This is a genomic window from Bradyrhizobium sp. UFLA05-112 (assembly GCF_053572325.1).
The window spans coordinates 48,027-65,786 of record NZ_JBANBK010000019.1 but is presented as its reverse complement, the minus strand read 5'-3'; the positions used below and the strand labels follow the sequence as shown (position 1 = coordinate 65,786).

Here is a 17,760-nt window from a genome sequence, read left to right as displayed (position 1 = left end):
GGCTTCACGTCATTCCGACGCGCGAGTGATCTCACGCCGCGATGACTTCTCCCTGAACTTACTGAGGCTTCGTTCTCCCCACTTGGCCCCCAGCGCTTCCTCCCCGCAAGGGGGGAGGGAACGCAGCAGTGCGTGCGGAGAGAGAGACGATGCGGCTGGAGGCGATTACGCCGCAGCGAACCGGTCGGGCAAGGTGGGCGCTTCCGGGGACAGGAAGCGGCGCTCGATTTCCGCTGCGGGCAGGGGGCGACTGAACAAATAGCCCTGCATCTCAGTGCATCCTTCGGCAGCGATCCGGTCGAGCTGCTCGCGCGTTTCGACGCCTTCCGCCGTCGCCGTCATTCCCAACCCGCTTGCGAGCGCAGCAATCGCCCGCACGATGTTGAGTGATCCGGCATCGGTGGCGATGTCGCGCACGAACGAGCGGTCGATCTTGATCTTGTCGAACGGGAAACATTGCAGATAAGTCAGCGACGAATAGCCGGTGCCGAAATCGTCCATCGCGATCCGGGTTCCGAGCTCGCGCAGCCGGTGCAGCGTGGCGAGCGTCCCCTCCTTGTCCTGCAAGAGGACGCTCTCGGTAATCTCGATTTCGAGTCGACTGGCTTCCAACCCCGCGGCCGCAAGCGCGCCGACGATCACCTCGGCAAGGCCGGCGTAGCGGAATTGTACGGCCGATATGTTGACGGCGACGTGGAGGTGCTTTGGCCATCGGCTGGCCGTCATGCAGGCCTGCCGGATCACCCACTCGCCGATCGGCACGATCAGGCCGATCTCCTCGGCAAGCGGGATGAAGCTGCCCGGAGGGATCAGTCCGCGCTGCGGATGCTGCCAGCGGATCAGCGCCTCGAAGCCGCTGATCGCACCGCTGTGACTCCTTACCAGCGGCTGATAGTGAAGCTCGAATTCGCCACTAGCGAGCGCCTTGCGCAGATCGACCTCCAATGCGCGGCGGCTCTGCACCTGCTCGTCCATCGCCGGCTCGAAAAAGCGGTACATTCCCCGGCCGTCGCTCTTGGCCCGGTATAGAGCAAGGTCGGCGTTACGCAGCAATTGCTCGGGTGTTGCTCCATCGGCCGGCGCAATGGCGATGCCGATGCTTGCCCCAGCGATCGTCTGCTGTGCGTCGATCTCGAACGGCGCGCTCATCTGGCCGATAATGCGCTGCGCCAGCGTGCCTGCTTCGCTTGCCTCGCTGATCGGGGTCTGCAGGACGACGAATTCGTCGCCGCCCATCCGGGCTATCGTGTCGCCCGGGCGAACGAGGCGCCGTAGACGCTCGCTCACGCCCTTGAGCAGGGCATCGCCGGCATGATGGCCCAGCGTGTCGTTCACCGACTTGAACTTGTCGAGGTCGATGTGATGCAGGGCAAAGATCTGTTGCGATGCGAACGCCTGCTCGAGCCGCTGGTTGAGCAGGGCGCGATTGGCGAGATCAGTCAGCGCGTCGTGATGCGCCATATGCGCGATCTTCAGCTCGGTCTTCCGTTGCTCGGTGATGTCTTCGTGGGTCGCCACCCAGCCGAGGTCCGGCATCGGGCGATGGCGGATCTTGAAGGTGCGCCCGTTTCGCATCTCGACGATGCTGTCGACGGGCTCGGCTGAAACGACGACGCCGGTGCGCCATTTCATGTACTCGGTGCGCGACATCGCGGGCACGCTGCCGGCCTCAAAGCGCATGTCGACGATGTCTGACAGGGGCGTGCCGGGACGGACACGCTCGGGCGGCAGTCCGTACATGTCGATGAAGTCCTTGTTGCACACGATCAGCCGGTGATCGGCATCGAAGAAGCACAGACCGTGCGACATGTTGTTGATCGCGATGTCGAACTGCATGTTGCGCTGTTGCAGTCGCGCGCTGAGCTCCTCGCGCTCGGTGATGTCCTCGTGGGTCGCCATGCCGCCGCCGTCCGGTAGAGGGTGGACGGTATAGGCGATGATCCGCCCGTCCGCGAATTCCTGCACCGCTCGTTCCCTGACGATCGTGCGCTCCGTGCGGGCGCGAACATAGTCATCGGCCTTTCCACGGACCTTCAATCCGAGCTTGAGTCGATGCTGGATCAGGTTGCTGACCGGCGTGCCCGGCCGCACCTCGTCCGGCCCAAGGCCGTACATGTCCATGTAGCGCTGGTTGCAGTAGATGACCTCGCGGCTCCGGTTGAACAGGATGATGCCGAGCCAAAGATTGTTGACGGCCTGCTCGAGCAGTCCGTCCAAGGCGAGCGAGCTGAGCCCGCCGGCGTCGGCGACCTGACTGTCGCGATCCTCCATGTGTCTTCGCCCCCTTCAAGTGCGGAAAGCATTAGAGCAGAGGCCGGTGAATGGTCTCCACGATCTGCCGTCCGCGCAGGCAGCTTCCTGAAGTTGCAGCGAATTTCACGTTAAGGGGTCGCGACGAGATTGCAGCTGACGGCGATTCACATCCTGATTTTCAATGCAGCAATATTGATGCTTGATACATCATTTTAGATGCTGTACGCTTGCCTTATCAATCATGGCACCTGCAATGGAGCCGCTTCCAATGATTACCGCCGCGCAGCTCCGGGCCGCTCGAGCCCTGCTCGGGATCGACCAACGCGAGCTGGCGCAGCGCTGCTCGCTGTCGCTGCCGACGATCCAGCGCATGGAGGCCTCCGAGGGCGTCATTCGCGGCAACGTCGATTCCCTGATGAAACTGGTCGAGGCGCTCGCGGTCGCGGGCATCGAGTTGATCGGCGAGGGCGCGCCCTCAACCGGAAGCGGCCGCGGCGTGCGGCTGAAATCCCATCAGAGCGCGGGTGAGGACAACAAATGACGACACGCGCACAACTCGCAACCCGGGAGCTCTGATGATCTCGGTGGCGCTATGGTCGGTGGCACTGCTACTGGCGCTGGCGCCGGTCGGGATCGCGCTGTCGACGCGTCCGCGCGGTTCGATCGTGCTCTATGGCGGCTGCCTCGTCGTCACTGCGACGCTCTGCATCGTCGCGCTCGTGTACTTGCTCGATCCCGCCCATCCGGCGTTGGGCACGACGCTGCCGATAGGCCTGCCCTGGCTGGGGGCTCACTTCCGTCTGGATGCACTGTCGGCTTTCCTCCTGGTCGTGATCAATCTTGGTGGCGCAGCCGCGAGCCTGTTCGCGCTCGGCTATGGCGCGCATGAAGAATCTCCCGGCCGCGTGCTGCCGTTCTATCCGGCCTATCTCGCCGGCATGAACACGGTCGTGCTCGCCAACGATGCCTTCAGCTTCCTGGTGGCGTGGGAGTTCATGTCGCTGACCTCCTGGGCGCTGGTGGTGGCGCATCATCGTGACACGGACAACGTCCGCGCCGGCTATGTCTATCTCCTGATGGCGAGCTTCGGCACGCTGGCGCTGCTGCTCGCCTTCGGCCTGCTCGCCAGTGGTGCAGGTTACGATTTCGATGCAATCCGCGCCTCGCATCCCCCGGCCGCGCTCGCCGGCACGGTGGTGATCCTCGTCCTGCTCGGCGCCGGCTCCAAGGCGGGCCTCGTACCGCTGCACGCCTGGCTGCCACTCGCCCATCCCGCCGCACCCAGCCACGTCTCGGCCCTCATGAGCGGCGTGATGACCAAGGTCGCCGTCTACGGTTTTGTCCGCATCGTCTTCGACCTGCTGCCGGAGCCGGAATGGTGGTGGAGCATGGTGGTGCTGCTGGTCGGCGGCCCTACCGCGACGCTGGGTGTGCTCTATGCGCTGATGCAGCGCGACATCAAGCGCGTGCTGGCCTATTCGACCATCGAGAACATCGGCATCATCTTCACCGGCCTCGGTCTTGCGCTTGCCTTCAAGGCGCAGGGGGTCGACTGGGTGGCGGCACTCGCCTTCACCGCGGCGATGCTGCACGTCTTCAACCACGCGCTGTTCAAGAGTCTTCTGTTCTTCGGTGCCGGCGCGGTGCTGGAAGCGACCGGCGCGCGCGACATGGAGAAGCTCGGCGGGCTGATCCATCGCATGCCGAAGACGGCATTCGCGGTGCTGGTCGGCTGCGTCGCGATCTCGGCGCTGCCGCCGTTCAACGGTTTCGTCTCAGAATGGCTGACGTTTCAGGCGATACTGCTGTCGCCGCAACTACCGTCCTGGGGCCTTAAGCTCGCCATCCCCGCGGTCGGCGGCCTGCTGGCGCTGGCCGCCGCCTTCGCCGCCGCCTGCTTCGTCAAGCTCTATGGTATCGGCTTCCTCGGCCGTCCCCGCTCGGACGTCGCAGCGGTTGCGCATGAGACCGATCGCTTCTCGCTGGCCGCGATGTTCGCGCTCGCGGCGCTCTGCCTCATTGCGGGCATTCTGCCGGGCCTGTTCATCGATGCGCTGGCGCCGGTGAGCAAGGCCATGGTCGGCAATGTCATGCCGCATCAGACCGGGCTGGAATGGCTCACGATCGTGCCGATCGCGGAAAGCCGCAGCTCCTATAATGGACTTCTGGTGTTCCTGTTTGCCGCGCTCAGCGGCACCGCGGCGGCGACAGCCATTCATCGTCTCGCCTCCGACCGGCTGCGCCGCGCCCCTGCCTGGGATTGCGGCTATCCCGACCCCAACCCCGCGATCCAGTATTCGGCCTCGAGCTTCTCGCAGCCGATCCGCCGCGTGTTCGGCAGTGTCATCTTCGCCGCGCGCGAGATCGGCGAGATGCCACCGCCGTCCTCGCCCGCGCCAGCGCGGCTCACCGTCGAGCTGCATGACCTGATCTGGGAGGCGCTCTACGCGCCGATCGCAAAGGGCATTGGCTTCGCCACCGAGCACATCAACGTCCTCCAGTTCCTCACCATCCGCCGCTATCTGACCCTGGTCTTCGTGGCGCTGATCGTGCTGCTCCTGGTGGTGGCCCTATGACCGCGCTGCGCGACATCATCTCGCAAGGAGTGCAGATGCTGCTGGTGCTCCTGCTCGCTCCGCTGCTGACCGGCTTCGTGCGCAAGGTGAAGGCGCGGCTGCTCCGCCGGCGCGGGCCTCCGCTGCTTCAGCCCTATCGCGACCTCGTGCGCCTGATGCGCAAGGATGTCGTGCTCGCGGACAACGCCTCCTGGCTGTTCCGCGTCATTCCCTATCTGATGTTCGCCGGCACCTGGGTAGCGGCCTCGCTGGTGCCAACCTTCGGGAACGGCCTGTTGTTCTCCTGGAGCGCCGACCTCATCGCCATCATTGCGCTGCTCGGCAGCGCCCGTTTCTTCCAGGCCCTTGCCGGCATGGATGTCGGCACCGCCTTCGGCGGAATCGGCTCCAGCCGCGAGGTGATGATCGCAACCCTGGCCGAGCCCGCCATCCTGATGACGGTGTTCGCAGTCGCGATGATCGCCGGCTCGACCCAGCTCTCCACGGTCGCCGAATATATGGGATCGAGCCTGGTGGGCCTGCGCGTCTCGCTGGGGATGGCACTGGTCGCGCTCACCATCGTGGCGCTCGCCGAAAATGCCCGCATCCCCGTCGACAATCCCGCCACCCATCTCGAACTCACCATGGTGCACGAGGCGATGGTGCTGGAATATTCCGGACGGCATCTCGCGCTGGTCGACCTGTCGTCGCAGCTCAAGCTTCTGCTCTACGTCTCCCTGATCGCCTGCGTGTTTCTGCCTTGGGGCGCCGCGACCGCGGACGCCGGCATCGGAGCGCTCGGCGTCGGCGCGCTGCTCTATTTCGGCAAGCTTGGACTATGCGGCTTCCTGCTTGCGCTGTTCGAGACGTCGATCGCCAAGATGCGCGTTTTCCGTATCCCTGAATTCCTGGGCGCGGCGCTGATGCTGGCGCTGCTCGCGACCCTGCTGCGCTTCGTGTCGGGGAGCCTGTAAGACATGAGCAGCCTGCAATTCGACATCGCCCACCTGCTCGCCGGCTCGCTTGTGCTGGCGAGCTTCATGCTGCTTTACCAGGACCGGCTCTACGCGCTGCTCAACGTCTATGCGCTGCACGCCGGCGTGCTGGCGCTGTCGGTGGCCTGGCAGGCCTACGTGCAGGCCGCGCCGCATCTCTATGTCACCGCGCTGATCGCTCTCGTCTTCAAGGCCATCATCATTCCGGTGGCGCTGCACCGGATCATCCGGCGGCTCGGCATTCACCGCGAGATCGAGAACGTGATCGGGATCGGGCTCACCATGATGGCCGGCATCGGCCTCGTGGCGCTATCGATGGTGGTGATGCTGCGGGTCACGCCGGGCGCGGATGCGCTGGCGCGGGAGGATCTCGCCTTCGCCTTGTCGGTGGTGCTGCTCGGGCTCCTGATCATGGTGACGCGGCGCAATGCCGTGAGCCAGGTGGTCGGTTTCATGTCGCTGGAGAACGGCCTCGTGCTGGCGGCGACCGGCGCCAAGGGCATGCCACTCGTCGTCGAGATCAGCGTCGCCTTCTCGGTGCTGATCGCCTTCATCGTGATCGGCATCTTCCTGTTCCGTATCCGCGAGCGCTTTGACAGCGTCGATGTGCAGGCACTCGACCGGTTCAGGGGAGAGCGGCGATGACGGTCGACGCGCTTGGTGTCATCCTGCTGATCCCGGCCGTCTCGGCGGCGCTGCTCGCGATCCTGCCCGGCTACTTCTTGACGGCAAAGCTCAACGTCGTTGCAGCGCTTGCGACTTTCCTAACCTCGCTGTCGCTATTCGTGATCGAACCGACGTCAGGCCAATATCTGCTGCTCGACGACCTCAACAAGGTCTTCATCGTGCTGACGACCTTCGTCGGCTTCACGACATCCGTGTTCAGCGCGAGTTACATACACCACGAGATCGAGACCGGACGGTTGACACCAGCCTTCCTGCGCTTCTACCACGCGATGTACCAGACGCTGATGTTCGCGATGAACCTCGCACTCGTCGCCAACAATATCGGCCTGATATGGGTTGCAGTCGAGGTCGCAACGTTGACGACCGTGCTGATGGTCGGCATCTACCGCACCCATGAGGCGCTGGAAGCCGCCTGGAAATATTTCATCCTCGGCAGCGTCGGAATTGCGCTGGCGCTGTTCGGTACAATCCTGGTCTACATGGCGGCGCGCCCGGCGGTGGGGGAGGGGCTCGACGGCATGGTGTGGACTGTGCTGGTGCAGCACGCCGCCGCATTCGACCCGGCGCTGCTGAATGTCGCCTTCGTCTTCCTGCTGCTCGGCTACGGGACCAAGGTTGGCCTCGCGCCGCTGCATGCCTGGCTGCCCGACGCGCATGCCGAAGGCCCGACGCCGATCTCCGCGGTCCTCTCGGGCCTCCTGCTCAACGTCGCGCTCTACGCGCTCCTGCGCTTCAAGATGATGCTCGCGGTCAATTCCGCGGCGATTGCACCGGGACCGCTGATGGTGACGATGGGCCTGATCTCGGTGATCTTCGCGGCGCTGATGCTGTATCGCCGCCGTGACATCAAGCGCATGTTTGCCTATTCCTCGATCGAGCACATGGGCATCATCGTCTTTGCCTTTGGTATGGGCGGGCCGCTCGCGAATTTCGCCGGCCTTCTGCACATGACCATGCACTCGCTGACCAAATCCGCGATCTTCTTCGCGGTTGGCCATATCGCGCAGGTTAAGGGTACGCAGAAGATCGCCGACATCGGCGGCCTTACGGTGACCAACCCCGTGCTCGGCTGGGGCCTGATGCTCGGCGTCATCGCCATCGTCGGCCTGCCGCCGCTCGGCATCTTCATGAGCGAGTTCCTGGTCATCAGTTCGACCTTTTCTCGCGCGCCATGGGTGACCGCGATCCTGGTGCTCGGCATCATCATCGCGCTCGGCGGGCTGTTGCTGCGGGTCGGCGTCGTGATGTTCGGCGAGCCCAGGGGCAAGACTGCTCCGGCGGACGCCTCCTATGTGCCGATGTTCACGCATCTGGCGCTGGTCGCTATGGCCGGCATCTATCTGCCGCCGGTCCTGGTGACCGGCTTTACGAACGTCGCAAAGCTGCTGGGATAGGCGATGGGCATCCTCGACAGCATCCCCCATGTTCACGCAGTGCCATCGCATCGGCCCTGGCCGCGTGTCGTCGTGGTGGAAGCCGGCTGGCGGGCCGCAATCGACCAACTGGCCGCAGGCCGCCTGACGCTGCTCGGCTTCTGGGGGGAGCCGACCGCTGTCCACATGGCGCTGCTCGATGAAGCCGTCGCCGAGCTCGCGGTCGTCAGTTACGGATGTGCAGCCGGCGCATTCCCGAGCGTCGCTCGCCATCATCCGCCCGCGCTGCGGCTGGAGCGTGCCATCCACGACTTGTTCGGACTGACGCCAATCGGCGCGGACGATATGCGGCCATGGCTCGATCACCACGTCTGGGGAGAATCGTTCCCACTTGGAAGCCGCAACGCGCCGCGCGAGGCGGTCCCGTATCAGTTTCTGCCGGCCGAAGGCGAGGCGCTGCATCAGGTTGCGGTCGGCCCCGTTCATGCCGGCATCATCGAACCGGGCCATTTCCGCTTCACCGCCAACGGCGAGCACGTGGTGCGGCTCGAGCAATGGCTCGGCTACACCCACAAGGGCGTCGAATCCCTGATGCAGGGCGCAAGCCTCGAGGCCGCGGCAAAACTCGCCAATCGCACGTCGGGGGACAGCGCGGTCGCCTACGCCTTCGCCTTTGCGCGCGCCGCGGAGACGGCGCTCGACATCGAAGCGCCGTCGCGCGCGACGCATTTGCGGGCGCTGATGGCGGAGCTGGAGCGGCTCGCCAATCATTTCGGCGATATCGGCGCGATCTGCAACGACGCCTCCTTTGCGCTGATGCATGCCCAGACCGGCATTTTGCGTGAGCGCTGCCTGCGTGCCGCGAATGTCGCGTTCGGCCATCGCCTGATGATGGACATCATCGTGCCCGGCGGCGTGACGCGTGATATCGCGCCGGACGGCGTTGCGGCACTGCGCACGCTGCTTGCCGAAGTCACCAAGGTGTTTCCGCGTCTGATCGAGCTCTATGACAATACGGCGTCGCTTCAGGACCGCACCGTCACCACGGGCATGGTGAAAACGGAGTATGCGCGGCAGTTCGGCGCCGGCGGCTATGTCGGCCGCGCCTCGGGGCGTGATTTCGATGCGCGGCGCATGCTTGCTTACGCCCCCTACGATCGGTTGTCGTTCGAAGTGCCGGTGCTCGAGGCGGGCGACGTCAATGCGCGGGTCTGGATCCGCATCCGCGAGGTCGAGCAGAGCGTCGCACTGATTGCGCAGATCCTGGACCTGCTGGCGCCGGGCGAGATCAGGAGCGCGCTGCCGGCCGGGCACGGTGAATGCGAAGGCCTGGCTGTGACGGAAGCGTTTCGCGGCGACGTGCTGGTTTGGTTGAGGCTGGATACCGAGCTGCGCGTGCAGCGTTGCCACCTGCGCGATGCCTCCTGGTTCCAATGGCCGCTGCTGGAGACCGCGATCGAGGGCAACATCATCGCCGACTTCCCGCTCTGCAACAAGTCGTTCAACTGTTCCTATTCGGGCGTGGATCTCTAAGCCATGCGCAAGACTCTGCTCGAAAGCCTCACGCATGGATCGCTGACCGAGCCCGCGCCTGCGCCCGACGAGGCCGCGCTTGCGGAACTTGCGGCGAAGGTCGATCGCGCGGCGCAGGCCAAGCTCGGTCGCTCGCTCGCGATCCGCCAGGTCGATGCCGGCTCCTGCAATGGCTGTGAGCTCGAGATCCACGCGCTCTCCAACGCCTTCTATGACATCGAACGCTTCGGCCTGCGCTTCGTCGCCTCACCGCGCCATGCCGACGTGCTGCTGGTCACGGGTCCGGTGACGAAGAACATGAGGCAGGCGCTGGAGCGCACCTACAACGCCACGCCCGATCCGAAGTGGGTGGTCGCGGCGGGCGGCTGCGCCGCTGATGGTGGCATTTTCAAAGGCAGCTACGCCTGCGTCGGCGGCGTCTCCGACGTCGTGCCGGTGGACTTGCACGTCAAGGGCTGCCCGCCCTCGCCAACGGAATTGCTGAAGGGCTTACTCGCGCTGCTGGAACATGTCGGCGGCAAGAGGTGAGCTGCCCCGCACATTCCGTCATTACGAGCGTAGCGAAGCCATCCAGCAATGTCGCCGCGGAGAGACTCTGGATTGTTTCGCTGCGCTCGCAATGACGAGATTGTTGGAGCTGCGCCCCCTCATTTCTCTCAGTCATCGCCCGCGGAAGGCGGGCGATGCAGTATCCCAGGGCCGGTGAGGGTACACAGAAGCCGCGGCGTACTGGATGCCCCGCTTTCGCTTTCGTGGGTGATGACACCGAATATATGGCGTCGCCTCGCCGCTCCTATTGATCCGGGCCGAACTTGAATCGCCCGTCGCCCTCGAGGTACGGACCGGTGCGCATGTAGAGCTGGCCGTTCTGGCCGATGAAGAACAGCGTGCCCCGCGGCACTTTCTTGGCGCCCTTCAGGAGGTCGCCGGCATTGCTGGTGCCCATCTTGTAGGAGAAGGTCTTGCCTTCCTTGTCATAGGCATAGCCCATGTCGGGCTTTAGCTCCCACGGCGTCGCGGCGGTCTGCGCGACGGCTGGCGCGGCGAGCGCCCCAAGCATCGCCGCGGCCATCAAGGCCTTCCTTGGAAATCCAGTCATCCTCATCCTCCCCATAACCACTTGGCTGCCGTTCCGAACAAATCACGAACGGTCTTTGCCGGTCAAGACGCGCCTCGATCGCAACGCACCACGTCCCGTCCAACGGGTCGTCGTGCCCAATCACATCCTGACTAGCAGTTTGTGATTTTCCCTTCGTCCCCTCGCGACTATGTTCCGCTTTCCGTCTAGAACGCAATTCGACAAAGAGATTGGGTAGGGATGATTCGAATGAACCATGTCATAAAAATTTGCCTGTCCGCCGCGTTGCTGGTGACGCTGGCGCCCGTCGCCCATGCCGATGACTACCAGCTCAGCCACAACCAGCGGATTTCCTGTAGCCGCGGCCTTGCCCCGGGAAAGCTGAACACCGCGACCTGCAAGTCCTACACCTATCTCTTCAACACCAAGACCTCGGAATATTTCCGTTGTCAGGTCTCGCTGGCGCTGACCCGCGACAACAAGGAAGTCATCAACGTGCAGACCGACGGCGGCTGCACCAAGAAGCCGCGCATCTTCGAGACCGACGGCCGCTACGATTTCGATGCGACCGAGACCGAGCCGCCGAATACCAACTCGTTCTTCGGGCCTGGCGGCTATTCGATATGGGCGGCCGACGTCACCGCGCAAAAGGTCCGCGGCTGCATCACCATCTCCTCCGGCCTCGGCTCCGACATCTCCAAGTGCTTGGATATGACGTTCCAGTAAGGCTCGCTAGAAAGGCTTGCCAGTGAGGATGGGGCACGCTCGAGCGCTGCGTTCGAGCGTGTCCCCCCAGGCGCTCACTGCGCCATGTCGCCGCACCCTCCTGGCCTCCGTTAAATTTCCGTCGAAATGGCTGTCTCGCGCAGCCCTGTTTTGCCTTTTGGATGGGTTGACCCGCTCCCCTCATCCGGCCAATTTCGCCGCCGGTTTGGGGAGATTGAAATCATGAAATTGAAGTTGATCGGCGCGGCCTCGGCTCTTGCTCTGGCGGCGTCGGTGTCGTGTGCGCAGGCGCAATCGTTCATCAACGTGCTGACCGGCGGCACCTCCGGCGTCTATTACCCGCTCGGGGTCGCGATCGGAAAAATCTACGGCGACAAGATTCCGAACGTGAAGACACAGGTGCAGGCCACCAAGGCGTCGGTCGAGAATCTCATCCTTTTGCAGCAGGGCCGCGGTGAACTGGCGTTCACGCTCGGCGACTCCCTGAAGGCGGCCTGGGACGGCGAGGAGGAGGCGGGCTTCAAGACCAAGCTCGACAAGCTCCGTACCATCGGCGCGATCTATCCGAACTACATCCAGATCGTCGCGACAGCCGAGAGCGGCATCAAGACCCTCGCCGACCTCAAGGGCAAGAGCCTCTCGGTCGGCGCGCCAAAATCCGGCACCGAGCTCAACTCGCGCGCAATCCTGGCTGCGGCCGGCATGAGTTACAAGGATCTCGGCAAGGTGGAGTATCTCCCCTTCGCCGAGTCCGTCGACCTCATGAAGAACCGCCAGCTCAACGCGACGCTGCAATCGGCGGGCCTCGGCGTCGCCTCGCTGAAGGATCTCTCGACCTCGAGCCCGATCACCGTGGTTGCCGTGCCGAAGGAGACCGTCGACAAGATCGGACCGCCCTTTATCTCGGCCGTCATCCCCGCGAACACCTATACCGGGCAGGACAAGGACGTGCCCACGGCGGCGGTGGTGAATTATCTTGTCACCAGCTCGGCGGTCTCGGATGATCTCGCCTATCAGATGACCAAGCTGATCTACGAGTCGCTGCCGGAGCTTGCCAATGCGCATGTCGCGGGCAGGGAGATCAAGCTCGAGACGGCCGCCACCGGGAGCCCGGTTCCGCTGCACCCCGGCGCGATCCGCTATTACAAGGAAAAGGGGCTGATCAAGTAACACTCTCTCCGTTGTCATTCCGGGATGGCGCCCAAGCGCCAGGCCCGGAATCTCGAGATTCCGGGCTCGATGCTGCGCATCGCCCCGGAATGACGGCACGAGAGGCGAAAGCTTGGATGTGCGGGTCGAGCCCGCGTACGACGCATTTGGGACGCAGCGCGAATGCTGTAAGAACGCCCCCATCAGGGCGCGGGGAAACGGGCATGTTGCAGGCTGAGAGCGTACAAGCGCCCATCAAGGTTGAATTCGACAATTTCGAGCATGGCTTTCCGGAAGGATTTGGTCCTGGCTGGTGGGGGCATCTCGCCTACTGGATCGGCATCGCGTTTGCAGCGTTCCAGCTCTACGTCGCCGCCTTCAACTATTTGCCGAGCCAGGTGGTGCGCGGCGTTCATGTCGGCTTCCTCCTGCTGCTCACCTTCGGCCTGATCGGCAACTTCACCGCGAAGAGCGATATGGGGCGCGCCATCGGCTGGCTGATCGGCGGCGCCGGGTTTTTGTGCGGCCTCTATCAATGGATCTTCTATGCCGATCTGATCGCCCGCGACGGCGATCCGACGCGGGTCGATCTCGCCGTCGGCACGCTGCTCGCGATCCTCGTCTTTGAGGGCACGCGGCGCCTGATGGGCGCGGCGCTGCCGCTGATGTGCGGCGCGTGTCTCGTCTACTGGTTCTTCGGCCAGTATCTGCCGTCGCCGCTCAACCATCGCGGTTATGACTTCGACCAGATCGTCACGCATCTGTCCTTCGGCACGGAAGGCTTCTACGGCGTGCCGATCTACGTTTCGGCGACCTACATCTTCCTGTTCATCCTGTTCGGTTCGTTCCTCGAGCGCGCCGGCATGATCCAGCTCTTCACCGACGTCTCGCTCGGCCTGTTCGGCCGCACCCGCGGCGGCCCCGCCAAGGTCGCGGTGTTCGCCTCGGGGATGATGGGCACGATCTCCGGCTCGGGCGTCGCCAATGTCGTGACCGTCGGCCAGTTCACGATTCCCCTGATGATCAAGTTTGGTTATCGCCGCGCCTTTGCTGCAGGCGTTGAAGCTACCGCATCGATGGGCGGGCAGATCATGCCACCGGTGATGGGCGCGGTCGCCTTCATCATGGCGGAGACGCTGGGCGTTCAATACTCCGAAATCGTCAAAGCGGCGGCGATCCCGGCGGTGCTCTATTTTGCTTCCGCGTTCTGGATGGTGCATCTGGAAGCCGGCAAGCACGGGCTCACCGGCATGAAGCGCGCGGAGATCCCGAGCGCCTGGAAGGCGCTGGTGACGCGCTGGTACCTCGTGCTGCCGCTCGCAGCCCTCGTCTACATGCTGTTCGAAGGCTTTACGCCGCTCTATGCCGGCAGCATGGGCCTCGCACTGACGGTGACGCTGATCCTGGGGGCCAGCATCACGGCGGGGGCATCTGCTATAGTGATCCGCTACATCTTCTGGATCGGGCTTGCACTCGTCGTCGCCGCGCTGTCGCGCGACGGCCTCCAGATCGTGCCGGTTTCATGTGTCGTCCTCGCGCTGATCGTGATCACCGCCTTCGTCCGCGGCGGGCTTGCCGCCTTGCACGCCTGCCGCGATGCGCTGGCCGAAAGCGCGAAATCCGCCATCACCGTCGGCATGGCCTGCGCCATCGTCGGTGTCATCATCGGCATGATGTCGCAGACCGGCGTCGGCACCATCTTTGGCGGCTGGGTGATCGGGTTAGGGGAGAGGAGCCTGTTTCTGGCGCTGATCATGACCATGCTGCTGTCGATCCTGCTCGGTACCGGCATTCCCACGATCCCGACCTACATCATCACCGCCGCGCTCGCCGCTCCTGCGCTGGCAAAGCTAGGGGTGCCCCTGATCGCGAGCCACATGTTCGCGTTCTACTACGGCATCATGGCTGATCTCTCGCCGCCGGTGGCGCTCGCCGCGCTCGCGGCGGCGCCGATCGCGAAGGAAAACCCTGACAAGATCGGCTGGGAGGCGATGCGCATCGCGCTCGCCGGCTACGTCATCCCCTTCATCTTCGTCTATTCGCCGGCCTTGATGCTGCAGGCGGGCGATCCCATGGCCGCAAAGCTCGGCTTCTACGGCGCGGTGGCGCTCGCGACCTTCAAGGCGCTGGTGGCGATCGCGCTGTTCGGGATGGTGGCGATCGGTTTCTTGTTCACGCGCCTGACGCTGATCGAGCGTGCGCTCGCGCTCGGCGCCGCGCTCTGCTTGCTTGGCGACTTCGCGCTCAGCGATACCATCGGCTTCGTGCTGACGGCAGCCCTCGTGCTCTGGCAGTGGCGGCAGCGCCCACCGGCAACGGTCGAGGCGGTGTGAGCCTCTGCCTGCTATCCGCGGGAAGCGTGAAGGCGCTGGCGCTCACGGGCTTCACGCTCGTGTGGACGCATTCGATCGAGAAGGTCGACTGGCAGGAAGACTGGCGCATCACGCCCGCCGGCCTCGAGCTCGTGCAGGCGCGCGTCAAAGGCTCCGGCGCCGGCATGGAGCCGCCGCCCGAGGCAAGGCTCATTGACGGCTGGTTTCAGTGGCAGCCGAAGCGTTCGCCGATGCAAGAGGTCGTGCTCGGCAATTCCGGCGTGGCCGGAGAATGGCGGTTGTGCAGCGAGGGACAATGCCGGACGTTGTCGGAGATTTTCGGTCATCCGATTGGTGCTAATGTCACCATGATGAAGGTCTGTAACGATCCGTAGCCCGGATTCACGGCGCTCCATCCGGGCTTCAATCACAACAACAAGGAGAAACGCGATGGATCGGCTCAAGGGCAAGGTTGCGATGGTGGTCGGCGCCGGCTCGATCGGACCGGGCTGGGGCAACGGCAAGGCGACCGCCGTGACCTTTGCGCGCGAGGGTGCCTCGGTATTTTGCGTCGACCGCAACGGCACTGCCGCCGAGGAGACTGCGAAGATCATTACGAGCGAGGGCGGCAAGGCGGCCGCCTTCACCGCCGATGTTGCGCGCGCGAGCGATATCGAGCTGATGGTTGCGGCGTGCCTGAAGGCTTATGGCCGCATCGACGTGCTCGACAACAATGTCGGCATCGCCGAGATGGGCAGCGTGGTCGAGGTGACCGAGGAGAGCTGGGACCGGGTCTTCACCGTCAACCTCAAGAGCGCTTATCTCGCCATGAAGCAGGTGATCCCCGTGATGACAAAGCAGGGCGGTGGCTCGATCATCAATATCTCCTCGATCGCCTCGATCCGCCACATGGGCCTGTCCTACGTCAGCTACGGCACCTCGAAGGCCGCGATGAACATGATGACGCGGACCACCGCCGTCGAGTTCGCGCGCCACCACGTCCGTGTCAACGCGATCCTGCCCGGCCTGATGAAGACACCGATGGTCGAGCATTCCGCCGGGTTCGCCGCCAGCTACGCCAAGGGCGATGTGGAGGCGATGTGGCGTGCCCGCGACGCCCAGGTGCCGATGGGCCACATGGGCGACGCTTGGGACGTCGCGAATGCCGCGCTGTTTTTGGCCTCCGACGAGTCGAAATACGTGACGGGCATCGAGCTCGTCGTCGACGGCGGCATTACCTGCAAGTCGGGGGCGTAGGCGCCAGCCACGCCCTTCGCTGTCGTCTCGGGGCGCCTAGCGCGAGCCCGGGACCCGTAACCACAGGGAGAAGTTTGGCGAAGACTCGTCGTTCGGTACTTCTATCAATCACAATCGATAGATTCCGCGGTTTGGGTCCCCGATCTGCGCTCGCGCTTGTCCGGGACGACGACTGAATTTGTGTCGCGCATATCATCCTCCCGCGCTCAGCTCCGCCCGATCCAGCTCCTCCTCGAGCCGGTGAAACGCGTCGTCGCCAATCACCTCGGTGGCCCGCAGGTCGAAGATGGTCTTGCGGGCCGCGTCGATGGCGCGGCGGCGCAGGGGATCGGCGGGCAATTCGCCGCTGGCGACGCCGCCATTGGGATCGTTCTCGGCCTGCATCAGCAGCGCGCGATATTCCAGCCGCAGGATCTCCGCCTCTTCCGACGGATCGGCGTCGATCTCGGCGAGCGCCGCCTGATAGGCGATCGCGCGTCCGCGGGCGACCTCGCCCGAGACGGGATCATCGTCCTTGAGGTCGAACGCCAGGATCAGTGGCCGCAGGGTCAGGCCTTGAATCACCAGCGATCCCAGCACGACGGCGAAGGCGATGAACAGGATGAAGTCGCGATAGGGGAAGCCTTCCGGCAGCGCAAAGGCGGTGGCGAGCGTTACCAGGCCCCGCATGCCGCACCAGGACACGATGATGCCGCCCTTGGGCGAGGTCACCGCATTCGGGTCCTTCGGGCAATAGATGCCGTATGCGACGAGTATGCGCAGGATCGTGCGGTAGGTCATCACCCAGGCGAGCCGCACCAGGATCACCGTGAGCAGGATCCACGCCGCCGCCACGCAATACTCCCAGCGCACGTCCTCTGCGAGACGCGACCAAATCGGCTGCACCTGCAATCCGATCAGGATGAAGGCGAGCACGTTGAGCACGAACACGGTGGTCTCCCACACCGCGTAGGATGGCACCCGCAGCCGCGCCGGCATGCGCGCCGGCGCCATGCGCGCGACAGTCATGGCGTAGACGACGATGGTCAGGATACCGGAGAGGCCGAGGTGCTCGGCGCCGATCCAGATCATGAAGGTCGTCGCGAACTGCACGATGATCGCACTCGGCGCTTCGGTGATCCGCGTGATGAACAGCGGCATGATGCGCGCCGCGAGATAGCCGGCGACGATGCTGCCGCCGAGCGCGAGCGCGATCGTCGGTGCGATCTCGCTCCATTTCAGATGCTCCATCACCACCGCGCCGACCGCGATGCGATAGATCAATAGCGCGCTCGCATCATTCAGCAGGCTTTCGCCCTCGAGGACCTTGACCATGCGATAGGGCAGTCGGACCTGGCGCAGGATGGCGACCGCAGCGGCCGCATCGGGCGGCGCGACGATCGCACCGAGCGCGACCGCAGCGGCCCAGGGCATATCGGGGACCAGCCGATGCGCCACCAGCGCGACACCGGCCGTCGTCAAGCCGACCGCGGCGACCACGAGCGTCGCCACCGGAACCCAATTGTTGCGGAGATCGCGAAGCGAAGTGTCATAGGCGGCATCCAGCAGTACCGGTGCGACAAAAAGCGCCAAAGCGAGATCGGGTTGGAGCGTCCAGGATGGGCTCGCGGGCACGAAGGCGAGCAGCGCGCCACCGATGGCGAGAAAGGTCGGGTAGGGGACCTTGATCCGCCGCGCCAGCGCCGATAAGGCAACGGCGCCGAGCAGAAGTGCGATGATCCATTCGAAGGTCGACACGAGATATCCTTAAAAGCGGTCGGCGGCACGATGCGAGAGGCTAGCACCAATCCGGCTATATAGTGGAGATCGCCTCCACGACACGAGAACTTCCTACTGCAACGA

The 17,760-nt window shown here is 64.3% G+C and carries 15 protein-coding genes; 12 read left to right on the top strand and 3 right to left on the bottom strand.

Annotated elements, in window-relative coordinates; all coding sequences use genetic code 11:
- Positions 1-165 precede the first annotated feature (165 nt).
- The gene (locus tag SO180_RS13890; RefSeq protein ID WP_449379387.1) at positions 166-2,271 is read right to left on the bottom strand and encodes an EAL domain-containing protein; all 2,106 of its coding nucleotides are present in this window, start codon (positions 2,269-2,271) and stop codon (positions 166-168) included.
- A 250-nt stretch (positions 2,272-2,521) separates the two neighbouring features.
- Here SO180_RS13890 and SO180_RS13885 point away from each other — a divergent pair, with 250 nt between their 5' ends.
- From SO180_RS13885 to SO180_RS13855, 7 genes are read left to right on the top strand one after another with little or no spacing between them, the layout of a single operon-like run.
- Positions 2,522-2,794 (top strand): helix-turn-helix domain-containing protein, encoded by a 273-nt coding sequence (locus SO180_RS13885; RefSeq protein WP_449379386.1) that lies wholly within the window; start codon positions 2,522-2,524, stop codon positions 2,792-2,794.
- Between the two features lie 34 nt (positions 2,795-2,828).
- Positions 2,829-4,829: a hydrogenase 4 subunit B gene (gene hyfB, locus SO180_RS13880; RefSeq protein WP_449379385.1), complete on the top strand. Its 2,001-nt coding sequence runs from the start codon at positions 2,829-2,831 to the stop codon at positions 4,827-4,829.
- A complete protein-coding gene (locus SO180_RS13875) occupies positions 4,826-5,782 on the top strand; it encodes a respiratory chain complex I subunit 1 family protein (RefSeq protein WP_449379384.1) in 957 nt (318 codons plus the stop codon). Before hyfB ends, SO180_RS13875 begins: the two co-directional genes overlap by 4 nt.
- A 3-nt stretch (positions 5,783-5,785) precedes the next feature.
- A complete protein-coding gene (locus tag SO180_RS13870) occupies positions 5,786-6,448 on the top strand; it encodes a hydrogenase-4 component E (RefSeq protein WP_027521310.1) in 663 nt (220 codons plus the stop codon).
- Complete coding sequence (locus SO180_RS13865) at positions 6,445-7,884, top strand: hydrogenase 4 subunit F (RefSeq protein ID WP_449379383.1); 1,440 nt, start codon at positions 6,445-6,447, stop codon at positions 7,882-7,884. The genes SO180_RS13870 and SO180_RS13865 overlap by 4 nt, the downstream gene beginning before the upstream one ends.
- A gap of 3 nt (positions 7,885-7,887) precedes the next feature.
- A complete protein-coding gene (locus SO180_RS13860; protein ID WP_449379382.1) occupies positions 7,888-9,396 on the top strand; it encodes a hydrogenase large subunit in 1,509 nt (502 codons plus the stop codon).
- 3 nt (positions 9,397-9,399) lie between these two features.
- The gene (locus SO180_RS13855) at positions 9,400-9,924 is read left to right on the top strand and encodes an NADH-quinone oxidoreductase subunit B family protein (RefSeq protein WP_449379381.1); all 525 of its coding nucleotides are present in this window, start codon (positions 9,400-9,402) and stop codon (positions 9,922-9,924) included.
- A gap of 265 nt (positions 9,925-10,189) precedes the next feature.
- Here the strand turns inward: SO180_RS13855 and SO180_RS13850 are convergent, their stop codons facing one another.
- Positions 10,190-10,495: a hypothetical protein gene (locus SO180_RS13850; protein ID WP_449379380.1), complete on the bottom strand. Its 306-nt coding sequence runs from the start codon at positions 10,493-10,495 to the stop codon at positions 10,190-10,192.
- Between the two features lie 228 nt (positions 10,496-10,723).
- Between SO180_RS13850 and SO180_RS13845 the strand changes: the two genes are divergently transcribed.
- The 5 genes from SO180_RS13845 (at position 10,724) to SO180_RS13825 (ending at position 15,918) form a co-directional block, all read left to right on the top strand.
- Positions 10,724-11,200 carry a hypothetical protein gene (locus SO180_RS13845; protein WP_449379379.1) on the top strand — a complete coding sequence of 159 codons (477 nt, stop codon included), beginning with the start codon at positions 10,724-10,726 and terminating at the stop codon, positions 11,198-11,200.
- A gap of 222 nt (positions 11,201-11,422) precedes the next feature.
- Positions 11,423-12,370 (top strand): TAXI family TRAP transporter solute-binding subunit, encoded by a 948-nt coding sequence (locus tag SO180_RS13840; RefSeq protein WP_449379378.1) that lies wholly within the window; start codon positions 11,423-11,425, stop codon positions 12,368-12,370.
- A gap of 203 nt (positions 12,371-12,573) precedes the next feature.
- On the top strand, positions 12,574-14,682 hold the full coding sequence (locus SO180_RS13835; RefSeq protein WP_449379377.1) for a TRAP transporter permease: 2,109 nt from the start codon (positions 12,574-12,576) through the stop codon (positions 14,680-14,682).
- Positions 14,643-15,056 carry a DUF1850 domain-containing protein gene (locus SO180_RS13830; RefSeq protein ID WP_449379376.1) on the top strand — a complete coding sequence of 138 codons (414 nt, stop codon included), beginning with the start codon at positions 14,643-14,645 and terminating at the stop codon, positions 15,054-15,056. The genes SO180_RS13835 and SO180_RS13830 overlap by 40 nt, the downstream gene beginning before the upstream one ends.
- Before the next feature lie 55 nt (positions 15,057-15,111).
- Positions 15,112-15,918 (top strand): SDR family NAD(P)-dependent oxidoreductase, encoded by an 807-nt coding sequence (locus tag SO180_RS13825; RefSeq protein WP_449379375.1) that lies wholly within the window; start codon positions 15,112-15,114, stop codon positions 15,916-15,918.
- Positions 15,919-16,110: 192 nt separating this feature from the next.
- Here SO180_RS13825 and SO180_RS13820 read toward each other — a convergent pair whose 3' ends face one another.
- The gene (locus SO180_RS13820; RefSeq protein ID WP_449379374.1) at positions 16,111-17,655 is read right to left on the bottom strand and encodes a cation:proton antiporter; all 1,545 of its coding nucleotides are present in this window, start codon (positions 17,653-17,655) and stop codon (positions 16,111-16,113) included.
- Positions 17,656-17,760 lie beyond the last annotated feature (105 nt).

Excerpts from the sequence above, each read along its gene's own strand:
- SO180_RS13890 (WP_449379387.1), bottom strand. The coding sequence starts at position 2,271 with ATGGAGGATCGCGACAGTCAGGTCGCCGACGCCGGCGGGCTCAGCTCG.
- SO180_RS13885 (WP_449379386.1), top strand. The coding sequence starts at position 2,522 with ATGATTACCGCCGCGCAGCTCCGGGCCGCTCGAGCCCTGCTCGGGATC.
- hyfB (WP_449379385.1), top strand. The coding sequence starts at position 2,829 with ATGATCTCGGTGGCGCTATGGTCGGTGGCACTGCTACTGGCGCTGGCG.
- SO180_RS13875 (WP_449379384.1), top strand. The coding sequence starts at position 4,826 with ATGACCGCGCTGCGCGACATCATCTCGCAAGGAGTGCAGATGCTGCTG.
- SO180_RS13870 (WP_027521310.1), top strand. The coding sequence starts at position 5,786 with ATGAGCAGCCTGCAATTCGACATCGCCCACCTGCTCGCCGGCTCGCTT.
- SO180_RS13865 (WP_449379383.1), top strand. The coding sequence starts at position 6,445 with ATGACGGTCGACGCGCTTGGTGTCATCCTGCTGATCCCGGCCGTCTCG.
- SO180_RS13860 (WP_449379382.1), top strand. The coding sequence starts at position 7,888 with ATGGGCATCCTCGACAGCATCCCCCATGTTCACGCAGTGCCATCGCAT.
- SO180_RS13855 (WP_449379381.1), top strand. The coding sequence starts at position 9,400 with ATGCGCAAGACTCTGCTCGAAAGCCTCACGCATGGATCGCTGACCGAG.
- SO180_RS13850 (WP_449379380.1), bottom strand. The coding sequence starts at position 10,495 with ATGACTGGATTTCCAAGGAAGGCCTTGATGGCCGCGGCGATGCTTGGG.
- SO180_RS13845 (WP_449379379.1), top strand. The coding sequence starts at position 10,724 with ATGAACCATGTCATAAAAATTTGCCTGTCCGCCGCGTTGCTGGTGACG.
- SO180_RS13840 (WP_449379378.1), top strand. The coding sequence starts at position 11,423 with ATGAAATTGAAGTTGATCGGCGCGGCCTCGGCTCTTGCTCTGGCGGCG.
- SO180_RS13835 (WP_449379377.1), top strand. The coding sequence starts at position 12,574 with ATGTTGCAGGCTGAGAGCGTACAAGCGCCCATCAAGGTTGAATTCGAC.
- SO180_RS13825 (WP_449379375.1), top strand. The coding sequence starts at position 15,112 with ATGGATCGGCTCAAGGGCAAGGTTGCGATGGTGGTCGGCGCCGGCTCG.